15 protein-coding genes are annotated in these 16,022 nt (G+C 66.3%); 6 read left to right on the top strand and 9 right to left on the bottom strand.

Annotation, left to right across the window (positions count from 1 at the left end):
* Positions 1–110: 110 nt before the first annotated feature.
* From glcF to NX778_RS16405, 3 genes are read right to left on the bottom strand one after another with little or no spacing between them, the layout of a single operon-like run.
* Positions 111–1,328 carry a glycolate oxidase subunit GlcF gene (gene glcF, locus NX778_RS16395; RefSeq protein WP_258812839.1) on the bottom strand — a complete coding sequence of 406 codons (1,218 nt, stop codon included), beginning with the start codon at positions 1,326–1,328 and terminating at the stop codon, positions 111–113.
* 3 nt (positions 1,329–1,331) lie between these two features.
* Complete coding sequence (gene glcE / locus NX778_RS16400) at positions 1,332–2,381, bottom strand: glycolate oxidase subunit GlcE (RefSeq protein WP_258812841.1); 1,050 nt, start codon at positions 2,379–2,381, stop codon at positions 1,332–1,334.
* Positions 2,382–2,384: 3 nt separating this feature from the next.
* Positions 2,385–3,866 (bottom strand): FAD-linked oxidase C-terminal domain-containing protein, encoded by a 1,482-nt coding sequence (locus NX778_RS16405; RefSeq protein ID WP_258812842.1) that lies wholly within the window; start codon positions 3,864–3,866, stop codon positions 2,385–2,387.
* 74 nt (positions 3,867–3,940) lie between these two features.
* Between NX778_RS16405 and NX778_RS16410 the strand changes: the two genes are divergently transcribed.
* Both NX778_RS16410 and NX778_RS16415 read left to right on the top strand, forming a co-directional pair.
* Positions 3,941–4,513: a cob(I)yrinic acid a,c-diamide adenosyltransferase gene (locus NX778_RS16410; protein WP_258812843.1), complete on the top strand. Its 573-nt coding sequence runs from the start codon at positions 3,941–3,943 to the stop codon at positions 4,511–4,513.
* Positions 4,510–5,490, top strand: a complete 981-nt coding sequence (locus NX778_RS16415) for a rhomboid family intramembrane serine protease (protein ID WP_258812844.1) — start codon at positions 4,510–4,512, stop codon at positions 5,488–5,490. The genes NX778_RS16410 and NX778_RS16415 overlap by 4 nt, the downstream gene beginning before the upstream one ends.
* 129 nt (positions 5,491–5,619) lie before the next feature.
* On the opposite strand, the gene dxs is transcribed toward NX778_RS16415, so the two are convergent.
* From dxs to NX778_RS16430, 3 genes are read right to left on the bottom strand one after another with little or no spacing between them, the layout of a single operon-like run.
* On the bottom strand, positions 5,620–7,491 hold the full coding sequence (gene dxs / locus NX778_RS16420; RefSeq protein ID WP_258812845.1) for a 1-deoxy-D-xylulose-5-phosphate synthase: 1,872 nt from the start codon (positions 7,489–7,491) through the stop codon (positions 5,620–5,622).
* The gene (locus NX778_RS16425) at positions 7,492–8,382 is read right to left on the bottom strand and encodes a polyprenyl synthetase family protein (RefSeq protein WP_258812846.1); all 891 of its coding nucleotides are present in this window, start codon (positions 8,380–8,382) and stop codon (positions 7,492–7,494) included.
* The gene (locus tag NX778_RS16430; protein WP_258812847.1) at positions 8,379–8,633 is read right to left on the bottom strand and encodes an exodeoxyribonuclease VII small subunit; all 255 of its coding nucleotides are present in this window, start codon (positions 8,631–8,633) and stop codon (positions 8,379–8,381) included. The genes NX778_RS16425 and NX778_RS16430 overlap by 4 nt, the downstream gene beginning before the upstream one ends.
* A 350-nt stretch (positions 8,634–8,983) precedes the next feature.
* Here NX778_RS16430 and NX778_RS16435 point away from each other — a divergent pair, with 350 nt between their 5' ends.
* The 4 genes from NX778_RS16435 to NX778_RS16450 all read left to right on the top strand — a co-directional run bounded on the left by NX778_RS16435 (position 8,984) and on the right by NX778_RS16450 (position 12,679).
* Positions 8,984–10,084, top strand: a complete 1,101-nt coding sequence (locus NX778_RS16435) for an aromatic ring-hydroxylating oxygenase subunit alpha (RefSeq protein WP_258812848.1) — start codon at positions 8,984–8,986, stop codon at positions 10,082–10,084.
* A gap of 63 nt (positions 10,085–10,147) precedes the next feature.
* On the top strand, positions 10,148–11,062 hold the full coding sequence (locus NX778_RS16440) for a DMT family transporter (protein ID WP_258812849.1): 915 nt from the start codon (positions 10,148–10,150) through the stop codon (positions 11,060–11,062).
* 9 nt (positions 11,063–11,071) lie between these two features.
* Complete coding sequence (locus tag NX778_RS16445) at positions 11,072–11,929, top strand: sulfurtransferase (protein ID WP_258812850.1); 858 nt, start codon at positions 11,072–11,074, stop codon at positions 11,927–11,929.
* A gap of 21 nt (positions 11,930–11,950) precedes the next feature.
* Positions 11,951–12,679: a glutathione S-transferase family protein gene (locus tag NX778_RS16450; protein WP_258812851.1), complete on the top strand. Its 729-nt coding sequence runs from the start codon at positions 11,951–11,953 to the stop codon at positions 12,677–12,679.
* A 144-nt stretch (positions 12,680–12,823) separates the two neighbouring features.
* On the opposite strand, the gene NX778_RS16455 is transcribed toward NX778_RS16450, so the two are convergent.
* The 3 genes from NX778_RS16455 to NX778_RS16465 all read right to left on the bottom strand — a co-directional run bounded on the left by NX778_RS16455 (position 12,824) and on the right by NX778_RS16465 (position 15,952).
* Positions 12,824–13,561: a ZIP family metal transporter gene (locus NX778_RS16455; protein ID WP_258812908.1), complete on the bottom strand. Its 738-nt coding sequence runs from the start codon at positions 13,559–13,561 to the stop codon at positions 12,824–12,826.
* Between the two features lie 115 nt (positions 13,562–13,676).
* On the bottom strand, positions 13,677–14,561 hold the full coding sequence (locus NX778_RS16460; RefSeq protein WP_258812852.1) for a dienelactone hydrolase family protein: 885 nt from the start codon (positions 14,559–14,561) through the stop codon (positions 13,677–13,679).
* A gap of 176 nt (positions 14,562–14,737) precedes the next feature.
* Positions 14,738–15,952, bottom strand: coding sequence for a DUF4382 domain-containing protein (locus tag NX778_RS16465; RefSeq protein WP_258812853.1), 1,215 nt, complete (start codon positions 15,950–15,952; stop codon positions 14,738–14,740).
* Positions 15,953–16,022: the final 70 nt, after the last annotated feature.

The raw sequence follows: 16,022 nt of genomic DNA on the forward strand, positions 1-16,022 counted from the left end.
GCCGAAGTCTATCGGCCGATTGTGTCAGCAAGGTGACCGATCCTAGCCCTCGCAAAAAAGAGATCGCCGTTCCCGCCTTCGCGACGTTCTCTCCTATTATTCGGTCCAGCTCAAAGCGCCCGGTCGATCAGCTCGATCCAGTGCGCCACTGGAATATCCGTCCCCGACTGCAGGTGCGTGAGGCAGCCGATGTTGGCCGATACGATTTCGTCCGCGCCGGTCGCTTCGAGGTGGGTCAGCTTGCGATCGCGCAGCGCCATTGAGATTTCCGGCTGCAGCACCGAATACGTCCCCGCCGACCCGCAGCACAGATGGCTCTCCGCACACAGCGTCACATCCACGCCCACCGCACGCAGCACGCCTTCGACCTTGCCGCGGATCTGCTGGCCGTGCTGCAGCGTGCACGGCGGATGGTAGGCGACGCGCTTGCCCACCCTGCCCTTCATGCGCTCGGCCAGCTGCGCCTCGAACTGCGGCATGATTTCCGACAGGTCGCGCGTCATCTCCGAAATGCGCTTGGCCTTGGCGGCGTAGGCGCCGTCGTGTTGAAGCAGGTGCCCGTACTCCTTGACCGTGACGCCGCAACCGGACGCCGTCATCACGATCGCCTCGACCTGATCGACGTAAGGCCACCATGCATCGATATTGCGGCGCATGTCGGCAAGGCCGCCGTCCTGGTCGTTCATGTGGTAGCGCAGCGCGCCACAGCAGCCGGCCTTGGGCGCGATCACCAGCTGCACGCCCAGCGCATCGAGCACGCGCGCGGTGGCGGCGTTGATGTTGGGCGCCATGGCGGGCTGCACGCAGCCGTCGAGCACCAGCATCTTGCGTGCATGCTGGGTGGTCGGCCACTGTCCCGCCGGGCGCGGCGGCTGCAGCTTGTCCTGCAGTTTGGCCGACAACAGCGGACGCGCCATCAGGCCGGCCTTGAACCCGGCCTTGAACAGGCCCGCCCGCGGCAGCGCTTCCTTCAGCGTGGTGCGCTTGATGCGCTCGCCCAGCGGACGCGCCACGCGCTGCTCCACTACCTTGCGGCCGATGTCGACCAGGCGGCCATACTTCACGCCCGAAGGACAGGTCGATTCGCAATTGCGGCAGGTAAGGCAGCGGTCCAGGTGCAGCTGGGTCTTGTGGGTCGGCTCGGCGCCTTCCAGCACCTGCTTGATCAGGTAGATGCGGCCGCGCGGGCCATCCAGTTCGTCGCCGAGCAGCTGGTAGGTCGGGCAGGTCGCGGTGCAGAAGCCGCAGTGCACGCAGGCGCGCAGGATCGCTTCCGCTTCCGCGCCTTCGGGCGTGCCTTTGATGAAATCGGCCAGGTTGGTTTGCATGGTTCAGTACATCCGTCCGGGATTGAATACGTTCGACGGATCGAATGCCGCCTTCATGCGCTCGTGGATGCGCGCGACCGCCGGCGCCAGCGGCTGGAACACGCCGACGCGCTTGTCGCCGCCGCGGAACAGGGTCGCGTGGCCGCCAGCCGCCGCGACGGTGGCGCGGATGCTCTCGGCGGCATCCGACGGCGCACGCAGCCAGCGCTGGGCGCCGCCCCACTCGATCAGCTGCGCGCCCTTGAGCACCAGCGCGCTGGTGGTCGACGGCACCGACAGGCGCCACAGCGCTTCGTCGCCATCGAAGAAGGGATGCTGCTGTTCGCGCAGCGCGAGCCAGAACTGGTCGGCGTTTTCGACGATGTCGCCGCCCAGCGACTTGACCGCCGCATCCACCGCGGCCTGCGCACCGGACAGGCGCAGCGCCAGCACGCCGTTGTGCCAGCAGCTCGCCGACACCGGCAGCGGCTGGCCGCCCCACTCGTTCAGCCTGCGGAGCGCGGCGATCTCGTCGATGTCGAAGCGCAGCGTGGTTTCGCGCACCGCGCACGGCAGCACCTTGACCGACACCTCCAGCAGCAGGCCCAGGGTGCCGAGCGAGCCGGCCATCAGGCGCGAGACATCGTAGCCGGCCACGTTCTTCATTACCTGGCCGCCGAAGGATAGAACCTCGCCCTTGCCGTCCATGACCTTGGCGCCGAGGACGAAATCGCGCACCGCGCCGCAGTTGGCGCGGCGCGGGCCGGACAGACCGGCCGCGATGGCGCCGCCGAAGCTTGCGTTCGGCCCGAAGTGCGGCGGCTCGAAGGCCAGCATCTGGTTGCGTTCGGCCAGCGCCGATTCGATCTCGGCCAACGGCGTGCCGCAGCGCGCCGTGATCACCAGCTCGGTCGGCTCGTAGTCGACGATGCCGCGGTAGCCGCGCGTTTCGAGGATGTCGCCGTCGAAGTGCTGGCCGTACCAGTCCTTGGTGCCGCCGCCGCGGATGCGCAGCGCGCCCTTGCGCGCAGCCGCCGCGAGTACCCGCTCACGAAAGTATTCAATATCTTGCATATTCTAGAAGCGCTCCAGGTGCGGGAACGGCAGCGCGCCGCCCGAGACATGCATCCTGCCGAATTCGGCGCAGCGGTGCGGCGTCGGGATGGCCTTGTCGGGATTGAGCAGCATCGGCACATCGAAGGCGCGCTTCACCGCGAAGAAGGCGTCCAGCTCCTCGCGGCGGAACTGCACGCACATCGAATTGATCTTCTCGATGCCCACGCCGTGTTCGCCGGTGATGGTGCCGCCGACTTCCACGCACAGCGCGAGGATCGCGGCGCCGAAGGCTTCCGCGCGTTCGAATTCGCCAGGCTGGTTGGCGTCGAACAGGATCAGCGGATGCAGGTTGCCGTCGCCGGCGTGGAACACGTTGGCGCAGCGCAGGCCGAAGGTGGTCTCCATCTGCTCGATGCCGGTCAGGACTTCGGCCAGCCGCTTGCGCGGGATGGTGCCGTCCATGCAGTAGTAATCCGGCGAGATGCGGCCCGCCGCCGGGAAGGCGTTCTTGCGGCCGGACCAGAAGCGCATGCGCTCCGCCTCGTCGCAAGACACGGCGATCGCGGTCGCGCCGGCGCCATCCAGCACCGCTGCCATGCGCTCGATTTCCTCGGCCACTTCGAGTTCGGTGCCGTCGGCCTCGCACAGCAGGATGGCGGCAGCCTCGGTGTCGTAGCCGGCCTTCACGAACGGTTCGACCATGCGCGCCGAGGTGCGGTCCATCATTTCGAGACCGGCGGGGATAATGCCGGCCGCGATCACGCTGGCGACCGCATTGCCGCCGGTGACCACGTCGTCGAAGGACGCCATGATCACGCGCGCCTGCACCGGCTTGGGCACCAGCTTGACCGTCACTTCGGTGACGATGCCCAGCATGCCCTCGGAGCCGATGAACACGGCCAGCAGGTCCAGGCCCGGCGCGTCGAGCGCCTCGCTGCCAAGCTCGATGATCTCGCCGTCGATGGTGGCGACCCGCACGCGCAGCACGTTGTGCACGGTCAGGCCGTATTTGAGGCAGTGCACACCGCCCGAGTTTTCGGCCACGTTGCCGCCGATGGTGCAGGCGATTTGCGAGGACGGGTCCGGCGCGTAGTACAGGCCGTGCGGCGCGGCCGCCTCCGAGATGGCGAGGTTGCGCACGCCCGGCTGGACCACGGCGGTGCGCGCGTAGGGGGCGACGCGGACGATGCGGTTCAGGCGCGCGGTCGAGATCACAACGCCTTCCGCGATCGGCAGCGCGCCGCCGGACAGGCCGGTGCCTGCGCCGCGCGGGACGATGGGTACCTGCAGCTCCCGGCACACATTGAGGATTTCCAGCACCTCGGCCTCACTGGTGGGCAGCGTGACGATCATCGGCAGCTGGCGGTAAGCCGCCAGGCCATCGCATTCGTAAGGACGGGTATCTTCGGGGTCGGACAGGACGCAGTGCGCGGGCAGCCGCGTGCGCAGTGCGTCCGATACCTGCCGGCGGCGTTCGGGATTGGTGGAAGCGGGCGCGTTCATAGGGAGATTGTAGGCACAATAAGCGTGTTTTGTCGTATCCTCCAGCTATCTTTTTTTGCACGTTAGGCATAAACATGGGCAATCGACTTTCAAAAATCGCCACGCGAACCGGCGATGACGGCAGCACCGGACTGGGCGACGGCAGCCGCACCGGTAAAGACAGCGCGCGCATCGCGGCGCTCGGCGAAGTCGACGAACTGAACTCCTTCGTCGGCCTGCTCCTGTGCGAGGACATGCCGGCGGCGCTGCGCGACGAGCTGGTCACGGTGCAGCACGACCTGTTCGACCTCGGCGGCGAACTGTGCATCCCGGGCTACCAGCTGATCACCGACGACCACGTCGCGCGGCTCGACGGCCTGCTCGAGAAGTACAACGCTGACCTGCCGCGCCTGAAGGAGTTCATCCTGCCGGCCGGCTCGCGCGCGGCCTCGCTGGCGCACGTGTGCCGTACCGTGTGCCGCCGCGCCGAGCGCAGCATCGTCGCGCTGTCGAAGGACGAGGACATCAACGCGCAGCCGCGCCAGTACGTGAACCGCCTGTCGGACCTGATGTTCGTGCTGGCGCGCGTGCTCAACCGCTACGCCGGCGGCAGCGACGTGCTGTGGCAGCACGACCGCAAGCCCCGTCCCAAAGACGCGCAGGAATGACGGCAGGCCCGCGCTTCGAGGTCCGATTCCGTGCCGGCGGCAGGCGCCGCGCGGGGAATCCGTTCAACTTCAACGGCATGGGCTCGATCAGCTTCGAGCCGGACTTCGTGGTCCTGCGCGGGAGCCGCTACCGCACCCTGCGCGCGTCCGCCCCCGAGGAGCAGCGCGTGCGCGTGGTCGATATCGTCAACGCCTGCACCGATGGCAAGCAGGTCGAGTTCGAGATCGTCGGCGTGAAGAAGGACGAGAAGGTCGGCTTCGACGTGCCCAATCCGGTCGACATCGAGGACATCCTCAGGCTGCTGCCGGCGCGGCAGACACCGGAATTCGCGACCGAGATGGCGGAGAGCGCCGTGTTCCATGACCGGATCGACCACTGGACGCCGCGCACGCCGATGATCTTCGCGCTGCTGGCGATGAATATCGCCGTGTACGTGCTGATGATGTTCGATCCTTCGGGTGGTTCGCCGGCGGCGGATTCGGCGAAGCTGGTGCGCTGGGGCTCGAACGCGGGACCGTTGACGCTGCACGGGCAGTGGTGGAGGCTGGTGACCTCGATGTTCATCCATGGCGGTCTGCTGCACATCAGCTTCAATATGTACGCGCTGTGGCAGGCGGGGCGGCTGGTCGAGCGCATGTTCGGCAGCGCGCGCTTCATTGCGCTCTACATGATCGCGGGGGTGTGCGGCAGCATCGCCAGCGTGGCGTGGAATACGCAGGTGAACAGCGTGGGGGCGTCGGGGGCGATCTTCGGGATTATCGGGGGGCTGCTGGCGTTTATCCGCAGGCCGGATAGCGGGGTGCCGCCGACGATCGTAAAGGATCTGCGCGGGTCGCTGGGGGGATTCCTGCTATTTAATATCGCCGCTGGCCTGGTGTATCCACACACGGATAACGCGGCGCATATTGGGGGGCTGGTGGGTGGCTACATCGCCGGTCACCTGCTGGCGCGCTCGCTCTACGTCCCGCACCACTAAACTCCGTCGTCCCGGCGGAGGCCGGGACCCATGCTGAGCGAACCGGCTCGCGGCAATCGCTCCACTATTCAAGCGTTCAATGGGTCCCGGCCTTCGCCGGGACGACGGTCTTTAAGCTAACGAATTACATCAGGCGTTGTTGACGACCAAGCGAGGCTCCGCCACGCCCGCACGCTCACGAATCGAAGCAGCGATGCCCTTCGCATCCAGCCCGACGGACGCCAGCAGCAAGCCCGGATCGCCATGGTCGATGAACTTGTCCGGCAGGCCCAGGTGCAGGATCGGCTTGGTGATGCCTGCTTCCGCCAGCGCTTCCGCCACCGCCGAACCGGCGCCGCCCATGATGCAGCCCTCTTCCACCGTCACCAGGTAGTCGTGGTCGCGCGCCAGGCGCGTGACCAGTTCCACGTCGAGCGGCTTCACGAAGCGCATATTTGCCACCGTGGCGCCCAGCTGCTCGCCCGCGCCAAGGCTCGGCGCGACCATCGAGCCGAACGCCAGGATCGCAATGCCCTTGCCCTCGCGGCGCACTTCGCCCTTGCCGATCTCGATCGACTTCAGCTCCTGCTCCGTCTTGGCGCCGACGCCCGCGCCGCGCGGATAACGCACCGCCGCCGGTCCCGGGAAGTGGTAGGCAGTGGTCAGCATCTGGCGGCACTCGTTCTCGTCCGACGGCGCCATCACCACCATATTCGGGATGCAGCGCAGGTAGGCCATATCGTAGTTGCCTGCGTGCGTCGCGCCATCGGCGCCGACGATGCCGGCGCGGTCCAGCGCGAAAGTCACGTCCAGGTTCTGCAGCGCCACGTCATGGATCAGCTGGTCATAGGCGCGCTGCAGGAAGGTCGAGTAGATCGCCACCACCGGCTTCATGCCCTCCGTCGCGAGGCCGGCGGCGAAGGTCACCGAATGCTGCTCGGCGATGCCGACGTCGAAGTAACGCTCCGGGAACTGCTGGTGGAACTTGACCATGCCCGAGCCTTCGCGCATCGCCGGCGTGATCCCGACCAGCTTCTTGTCGACTACCGCCATGTCGCACAGCCAGTTGCCGAACACCTCGGTGTAGGTCAGCTTGGACGGCGCCGCGGCCGGCTTGATGCCTTCGGTCGGATTGAACTTGCCGGTGCCGTGGTACAGGATCGGCTCGGCCTCGGCCAGCTTGTAGCCCTGGCCCTTCTTGGTGACCACGTGCAGGAACTGCGGGCCCTTGAGGTTCTTGATGTTCTCCAGCGTCGGGATCAGCGAGTCGAGGTCGTGGCCATCGATCGGGCCGATGTAGTTGAAGCCGAATTCCTCGAACATCGTGGCCGGGACCACCATGCCTTTCGCGTGTTCTTCCAGGCGCTTGGCCAGCTCGCGCATCGGCGCCGGCAGCACGGTCTTGCCGACGTTCTTGGCGGCGGCGTAGAACTTGCCCGACATGAGGCGCGCCAGGTAGCGGTTGAGCGCACCGACCGGCGGCGAGATCGACATGTCGTTGTCGTTCAGGACGACCAGCAGGTCGCAGTCGTCTTCCACGCCGGCGTTGTTCAGCGCCTCGAAGGCCATGCCGGCGGACATGGAGCCGTCACCGATGACGGCGATCGCGTGGCGCTTCTCGCCTTTCAGCTTGGCCGCAGCGGCCATGCCCAGCGCCGCCGAGATCGAGGTCGACGAATGCGCGGTGCCGAAGGTGTCGTACACGCTTTCGTCGCGCTTGGGGAAGCCGGACAGGCCGTCCAGCTGGCGCAGCGTGGGCATGCGCTCGCGCCGGCCGGTGAGGATCTTGTGCGAATAGGTCTGGTGGCCGACGTCCCACACGATGCGGTCGTACGGCGTGTTGAACACGTAGTGCAGCGCGATGGTCAGTTCGACGGTGCCGAGGTTGGACGACAGGTGGCCGCCGGTCTTGGACACGGAATCGAGCAGGAAGCTGCGCAACTCATGCGCGAGCGGCGTCAACTGCGCGCGCGGGAGCTTGCGCAGGTCGGCGGGATCGTTGATGGTTTCTAGCAGTTTCATTTATGCCTTCCGCTGCACGATGAGGTCAGCCAGTTCGCGCAGCCGCAATGCTTGTTCGCCAAACGGCGCCAGCGCCTCATGCGCGTCGCGCCGCAGTTGTTCGGCCAGCGCCCGCGAGGGTTCCAGGCCAAGGATCGACACATAGGTCGGCTTGTTGTCGGCCGCGTCCTTGCCGGCGGTCTTGCCGAGCGTGGCCGAATCGGCGGTCGCGTCGAGCACGTCGTCGACCACCTGGAACGCCAGGCCGATCGCCTTCGAATACGCGGCCAGCGCGTCCAGCTCGTGCGGCGCCAGGTCGCGGCCGGCCAGTGCGCCGAGGATCACGGAGGCGCGCAGCAGCGCGCCGGTCTTCAGCTGGTGCATGCGCTCCAGCTGCTCCAGCGTCAGCGCCAGGCCGACGCTGTCCAGATCGATCGCCTGGCCGCCGCACATGCCGCTTGATCCCGCCGCCTCGGCCAGCAGGCGCAGCATCGCCACCAGCCGCCCGGCCGGCAGCGTGTCGCTTTCGGCCAGCACCTGGAAGGCCTGCGACTGCAGCGCATCGCCCACCAGCAGCGCGGTCGCTTCGTCATATGCGACGTGCACGGTCGGCTTGCCGCGCCGGAGCTCGTCGTCGTCCATGCACGGCATGTCGTCGTGGACCAGCGAATAAGCGTGGATCATCTCGACCGCGCAGGCCGCGCGCGCCAGCGCCTTGGGATCGGCGCCCGACAGCGCGCCGCTCGCGTACACCAGCAGCGGACGCACGCGCTTGCCGCCGCCCAGCGTGGTGTAGCGCATCGCCGCGTGCAGCTTGGCGGGCACCGCATCCACCGCGGGCAGGTAGCGGTCGAGCGCCTGCTCGACTTCATCCTGCACGTCCTTCATCCAAACGCCGAAAGCTGCCGTCATTGCGCGCCCTCGCCGGCGGTATCCGCGGCAAACGGCTTGAGCATGTCGCCCTCGAGCACCTTGACCTGCGATTCGACCTTGTCCAGCTGCGCGGCGCAGTACTTGACCAGCTCCGAGCCGCGCGCGTAGGCCGCGACCGAGGCTTCCAGCGGCAGCTGGCCGGATTCCATTTGCGTGACCAGCTGGGCCAGTTCGGCCATCGCCTGCTCGAACGATTCGGGCGGCGGTGACGAGGAGGTAGTGTTCGACATAGTTAATCTTTTTCTAACGACCGCGCCGCCAGCCCGCAACACGTGCGCCGCCGCTAAGTCCAATCGCGTATTTTAGAACAATCCAACCGCCCGGGTGGCGATAAGCGTGTCGCGTCACCCTCTTGCCAATCAATCCACATTGTAAGGTATCGACCCCGGACCTCATGAAAACCATGCAGTTCAGGCAATATCTTTCCACCTCGACACCACAATGTCGCGATGGGCCATTACGGTAGACCTCGTTAGACGGTATAATCTCCGGTTCTGTTCCGAAATACCGTATTACGTCGCCGAATACTGGTCTTTGGATTTTCTCTTCTTTGGCTCGCTCTTATTTAAGGGGGGTTGGGATGTCCGATCTGGCTACCCAGGCGAAGTTGTCGCGCTCGTGCGCGCAGCTTCCGGTAAGTGTTTATTTTGATGAAGCGCTTCTGCAGCGCGAAATGCAGGAACTGTTCCACAAGGGGCCGCGCTACGTCGGGCACGAACTGATGGTTCCGGAAGTCGGCGACTTCCACACGCTGGCGGCGGAAAAAGAAGGCCGCATGCTGGTCCGTAACCAGAATGGCATCGAACTGCTGTCGAACGTGTGCCGCCACCGGCAGGCGCTGATGTTCAATGGCCGTGGCAATACCGGCAACATCGTGTGCCCGCTGCACCGCTGGACCTATGACCTGAAGGGCGAGCTGATCGGCGCGCCGCACTTCGACGATACGCCCTGCCTGAACCTGTCGCGCACCCCGCTGCAGAACTGGAACGGGCTGCTGTTCGAACAGAACGGCTACAACGTGATGGAAAAGCTGGGCAAGCTGCCGGTCACCCGGGACCTCGACTTCTCGGGCTACATGCTCGACCACGTCGAGGTGCACGATTGCGACTACAACTGGAAGACCTTCATCGAAGTCTACCTGGAGGACTACCACGTCGAGCCCTTCCACCCGGGCCTGGGCAACTTCGTCACCTGCGAAGACCTGAGCTGGGACTTCGGCAAGGACTACAGCGTGCAGACCGTAGGCGTGAACCAGGGCCTGAAGCGCTTCGGCTCGGCCAAGTACCGCAAGTGGCAGGAAGAAGTCCTCAAGTTCAGCAACGGCGTGCCGCCCAAGTTCGGCGCGATCTGGCTGACGCTGTACCCGAACATCATGGTCGAGTGGTATCCGAACGTGCTGGTGGTCTCGACCCTGTGGCCGGACGGCCCGCAGAAGACGCGCAACGTGGTCGAGTTCTACTACCCGGAAGAGATCGTGCTGTTCGAGCGCGACTTCGTCGATGCCGAGCGCGCCGCCTACATGGAGACCTGCATCGAGGACGACGAGATCGGCCTGCGGATGGACGCCGGCCGCCGCATCCTGATGGAGCGCGGCGTGAACGAAGTCGGCCCCTACCAGTCGCCGATGGAAGACGGCATGCAGCACTTCCACGAGTGGTACCGCAGCAAAATCAACCTGTAATTCCTGCACCAGGCAAAACCGCGGCACACACAGGCCGCGGTTTTTTTTTCGAAGACCGTAACAATGCCCTCCCTCTGGATGCTCTTCGCCAGCTTTGCCTTCGCCGCCATGGGTGCGGCGGTCAAGCTGGCGTCCGATACCTTTTCCACTTCCGAACTGGTGATGTACCGCGGCCTGATCGGCTCCATCATCCTGTTCGCCACGCTGCGCGCGCATGGCGGCACGCTGCGCACGCCCTTCCCCAAGGAGCACTTGTGGCGCAGCGGCGTCGGCGTGACCTCGCTGTGGCTGTGGTTCTTCGCGATCGGCGCGCTGCCGCTGGCCACCGCCACCACGCTGAACTACACCGCGCCGATCTGGATGGCGGCATGGACCCTCGGACTGGCCTGGTACCACGGCGACAAGCATGCCGAATGGCCGCTGATCGCCGCCGTGCTGATGAGTTTTGTCGGCGTCACGCTGGTGCTGCGTCCCGCGGTCGAGATGCAGCAGTGGGCCGGCGGCCTGGCCGGCATCGCCTCGTCGGTGATCTCGGCGGCGGCCTACCTGCAGGTGCGCCGCCTGGGCCGGATGGGCGAGCCGGAGTACCGCGTGGTGTTCTACTTCTCCCTGACCACCGCCATCACCGGCTTCCTCGGCGCCCTCGCCACGCCCGATGCGGCGGGCGTGCACTTCCATGCATTCTCGACGCGCAATGCGCTGCTGATCCTGTTCATGGGCTTTGCGGGGCTGGTCGCGCAGGTCGCGATGACGCGCGCCTACCGCACCGGCAGCGTGCTGGTGGTGGCCAACCTGCAGTACACCGGCATCGTGTTCTCCAGCCTGTGGAGCATCCTGCTGTGGGGCGACCACTTCGACTGGCACGTGTGGCTCGGCATGGCGATCATCCTCGCCTCCGGCGTCGCCGCGACGTTCTACAATACCCCGGCAGCGGCCAGCGCCGCCATCAAGACCGATCCGATCGCAAGCGAAACCTGAAAGGCAACCATGTACACGACACTGATCGCCGCGGCCGACCTGGCCCGCCATATCGATGATGCAGGCTGGGTGGTGGTGGACTGCCGCCACGACCTCGCCAACCTGTCCGCGGGCCGCGAGGGCTATGCGGTGGCGCACCTGCCGCACGCGGTGTTCGCCGACATGGAGACCGAGCTGTCGGGCGCCAAGCGCGGACCGGACGGCGTATTCCGCGGCCGCCATCCGCTGCCGGAGCGTGAGGCCCTGATCGAAACGCTGCGCGGCTGGGGCGTGAACGAAGGCACCCAGGTGGTGGCCTACGACGCCCACGGCGGCATGTTCGCGGCGCGCCTGTGGTGGCTGCTGCGCTGGGTCGGCCACGAGGCGGTGGCGGTGCTGGACGGCGGCATGGCCGCATGGCAGGCGCAGGGCCTGGCGCTGACCGCGCAGGTGGACAGCAAGCCGCGCGGCGATATCGCGGCGCACGCGTCGCTGGTGTCGACCGTCAGCGCGGACGAGGTGCTGGCGAACATCGGCGGCGGCGCGCGTGTCGTCGTCGATGCGCGTGCGCCGGACCGCTACCGCGGCGAGAACGAGACCATCGACCCGGTCGGCGGCCATATTCCGGGCGCGAAGAACCGCTTCTTCAAGGACAACCTCGGGGCCGATGGCCGCTTCAAGGACGCGCAGGCGCTACGCGCGGAATTCGCGCAGATCGTCGGCGATCCCAAGGCGGCCATCATGCAATGCGGGTCGGGTGTCACGGCATGCCATAATCTGCTGGCACTCGAAGTGGCCGGCCTGGGCGGCGCGGCGCTTTACCCTGGCTCGTGGAGCGAGTGGTGCGCCGATCCGCAGCGCCCGGTCAGCACGGGCGCGAACCCATAACCATAAAACGAGGAGTTCGCGGTGATCAAACTCTATGCCTTTGGCCCCGCTTTCGGCCTACCCGACCCCAGCCCCTTCGTCATGAAAGCCGAGCTGCTGCTCAAGCTGGCCGGCCTGCCCTACCAGATCGACACCCGAGGCTTCAACCGCGCGCCCAAAGGCAAGCTGCCCTACATCGATGACGACGGCGTGATCGTGGCCGACTCCTTCCTGATCCGGACCCACCTCGAACAGCGCCACGGCATCGACTTCGACGGCGGCTACGACGCGCGCAGCCGCGCCACCGCCCGCGCGGTCGAAAAGATGCTGGAGGAGCACCTCTACTTCGCGCTGGTGCACGAGCGCTGGATGAAGGACGAGAACTTCAAGCGCGGCCCCGCGAGCTTCTTCAAGGGCGTGCCGGCTCTGGTGCGCCCGCTGGTCCAGCGCATGGTGCGCGGCCAGGTGCGCAAGACACTGCACGGCCACGGCATCGGCCGCCACAGCGAGGCGGAAATCGCGATGATGGCATGCGCCGACCTGGACGCCTTGTCCGCCTTGATCGGCGAGCGCTCCTGCCTGCTGGGCGAACGTCCATGCGGCGCGGATGCGACCGTACTCGCCTTCGTCGCGGGATCCCTGTGCGAACAGTTCGACTCGCCGGTGCGCGCTCATGCCGAAAAGCTTCCTAACCTGGTGGCCTACCGCGACCGCTGGATGGCGCACTACTACGGCGGCGGGCAGGAAGCCGCCGCTGCACACGCCGCCTGAGCGTATCACTTGAGATAGAACGTCGTTCCCGCGCAGGCGGGAACCCCATTTTTGCGCGCCTGGCCACTCACGCGAAACGAGGTCCCCGCCTCCGCGGGGGCGACAACAAGAAAGCACGATGCGCCGCTACGACGCAAGATTTGATCAGTGCCCGTGCGTGAGCAGCAGGACGATCCCGACGCCGGCCGCGATCAGCAGCACCTGCGGCACCGATTCGCGCACGGTGGCGCGGCGCTGCATCTGCGGCATCAGGTCGCTCACCGCGATATAGATGAAGCCCGACGACGCGAACACCAGCACGTAGGGGATCAAGCCGCTGGCGCGGTCGAGGGTGAAGTAGCCGAGCAGGCCGCCGGCCACCGCCAGCAAACTGCACAGCAGGTTGAAGATATAGGCGCGCACCCGCGAGAAGCCGGCGTTGAGCATCACGATGAAGTCGCCAATCTCCTGCGGGATCTCGTGCGCGACGATGGCCAGGCCGGTGACGATGCCAAGTTCCGGATTGGCGAGGAAGGCCGCGGCAATCAGGATGCCGTCGGTGAAGTTGTGCATGCCGTCGCCGACCAGGATCATCCACCCCGCCTTGCCGGCTTCGCGCTTGTCATGGCCGTGCGCGTGGTGATGGCCGTCGCCTTCGTGGTGGTGCGAGTGGCGCAGCAGCGCCGCTTTTTCGAGCAGGAAGAAGGCCAGCAGGCCGGCCAGCAGCGTCGCGAACAGCGTGCGCGGATCGGCTTTCGACTCGAACGCTTCCGGCAGCGCATGCAGCAGCGACGTCGAGAGCATGATCCCGACCGACAGGCTGACCATGCGCTCGACTACCTTGGACAACAGGGCGAACGAAAAAACGGCTGCGGCGGAAATGCTGACGACACCGGCGAAGATGGTCGCCAGCAGGATGGAAATAAGCGTGGGGTCGATTTGTTAGCCTCTTGTTCTTGACGGCGGCTGCAAGCACGCCGAGCAGCATTGTACCGCCCCGCGTGCCTGCGCGTGCGGCTCAGCCCACCCCGTGCGAGCGGAACCACTCCAGCGCGCGCTTCCAGCCGTCCTTGGCGTCGGCCTCCACATAGCTCGGGCGATAATCCGCATTGAAGGCGTGGCCGGCGTCCGGATAGACCACGAAGGTCGATCCGCTGCGGCCCTTGGCCAGCTCCGCCTTCATGCGCTCGATCGACGATTGCGGGATGCCGTTGTCCTTGGCGCCATATAGACCGAGCACCGGCACCGTCAGCGTGGCCGCGAAGTCGATCGGCTGCTTCGGATTGTTCGGCGATGCATCGCCGACCAGCCGCCCGTACCATGCGACGCCCGCCCTCACCTTGGGATTGTGGGCGCAATACAGCCAGGTGATGCGCCCGCCCCAGCAAAAGCCCGTGATGCCGATCTTGTCGACATTGCCGCCATGCTGGCGCGCCCAGTCGACGCAGGCGTCGAGGTCGCCCATCACCTCGGCGTCGGGGGTCTTGGAGATGATGTCGCGCATCAGGTCCGCGATGTTGGCGACCTTCTGCGGATCGCCCTGGCGCACGAACAGGTCCGGCGCCAGCGCCATATAGCCCTGCTTGGCGAAGCGGCGCGCGACGTCGGCGATGTGCTCATGCACGCCAAAGATTTCGGATACGACGAGGATGACCGGCGGATTGGCCTTGTCGGCGGGCTGGGCGCGGTACACCGGCACCTCGGTGCCGCCGACCTTGATGCTGATCGTGCCGGCGGTAAGTCCAGCGGTATCGGTCTTGATGACCGACTGCGCCGCGACCGGCAAGGTGGCCGCGGCAAAGCCGCTGCCCAGTGCCACCTTCAGGAAGTCACGGCGGTCGACGCCGTCCGTGAAAGCGCTGCTGGCGACCAGGGAGTCGCCGTCCTGAACCAGGTCCTTCATCTGCGATACCTCCGACGTTGTTGGACAGGGTTGCTATCTTAACAGCGCTTCAGCGATATCGCGCACTCTCAAAAACGTCGTCCCGGCGGAGGCCGGGACCCATGCTGACTCTCCGAATTCGGAAGCGGTGGGTCCCGGCCTGCGCCGGGACGACGGTGTTATTACAGTAGTCGTGCTTACGGAGTGAGCGTGAAGTTCACGCCGGTCTGGTTACCCTTCGACAGATCGACCGCTGCGACCGACTTCGTGGTGTAGCCGGTGGCCGAGGCTTCGAGCGAATACACGCCCGGGGTCACGCCGCTGGCGGCATTGAACGCGAGCGGCAGCGTGGTGCTGTAGGCAGCATACTGCGGCGCCGCCAGCGGCAGGTTGGCCAGGGTGTAGGCATTGGTCAGGTCCACGCCCTGGTACTTGATCGCGACCGGGCCGGAGGCCAGTGTCTGCTTGGCGGTCACGAACGGCGTCGCGGTGGCACTGACCGGGTTCAGTGTCACGCTGCCGCTGACCGAACCGGTGGCCGACTGCGCCAGCGCGATCGGCGCGGCGGCGGTGCTGACCGAGGTGTTGCCGGTGGCGGCGACCGGCACGGCGGAGATCACCGAGGCGGCGCTGTTGTCGGAGGTGATCACCAGGTCGTAATTACCGGCCGTGAGGTGCGAGACCACAAACACGCCAGTCTGCACGTCAGGCGTGGTGGAAGCGATGATCTGCCCATTCTGCTCGGCCGCGATCATCACGTGGTGGGTCAGCGCGGCGGCGGCGATCACGCCCGAGATGCCGTTGTTCGCGGCCGGCACCAGGGTCAGCACCGGCTTGAGCGCGTAGCTGCCATTGCCCTTGCTGACCACCGATTTGCAGGCGTCGAAGTCGATCACGAGGTTGGTGGTGGCGCCGGCGGTCACGTCGAAGCCGCCATTGATCTTGATGCCGCTGGTGACGCCGCTCGGGGTGTCGAGCGCCAGTTCGCCGGTGCTGCCGGTACGTACCACGGTGTTGGCGGTGCCGCTGGAGTTCGCATCCAGCACCAGGCGCACCTGGCCGTAGTGGCCGGCGTCCAGCGAGCCCGTTGCCAGCGTGTCCACCACGCCGTTGGTCAGCGACAGCAGGTTGATCTTGCGCGCCGGGCTCAGCGGCAGGCTGAGCCAGCTGGCGTCGGTATCGGACGCGGTATCGCTCTTGTTGACCATCACCTTGGTCACGGTGACGTTGACGGAATCAAAGCCGCAGGCCGGCGCATCGGTCAGCGCGACGGCGACCGTACCGGTGCTCGACGTGACGGTCGGCGTGGTGGTCGACCCCGACGACCCGCCACCGCCGCCGCAGGCCCCGAGGACCGCCGCAGCCAGCGCGCTCCCGGCCAGCAGGCCGACTTTGGTGAGTTGTTGTTTCATTATGTGCCTTTCAAAAATCGCCATGGGAGGGTGAAATTCATGTACATATCGTATATTCCTTCATGCAATT

Origin of the sequence: Massilia terrae (assembly GCF_024753145.1) — a bacterium.
Classification (GTDB): Bacteria; Pseudomonadota; Gammaproteobacteria; order Burkholderiales; family Burkholderiaceae_D; genus Telluria; species Telluria terrae.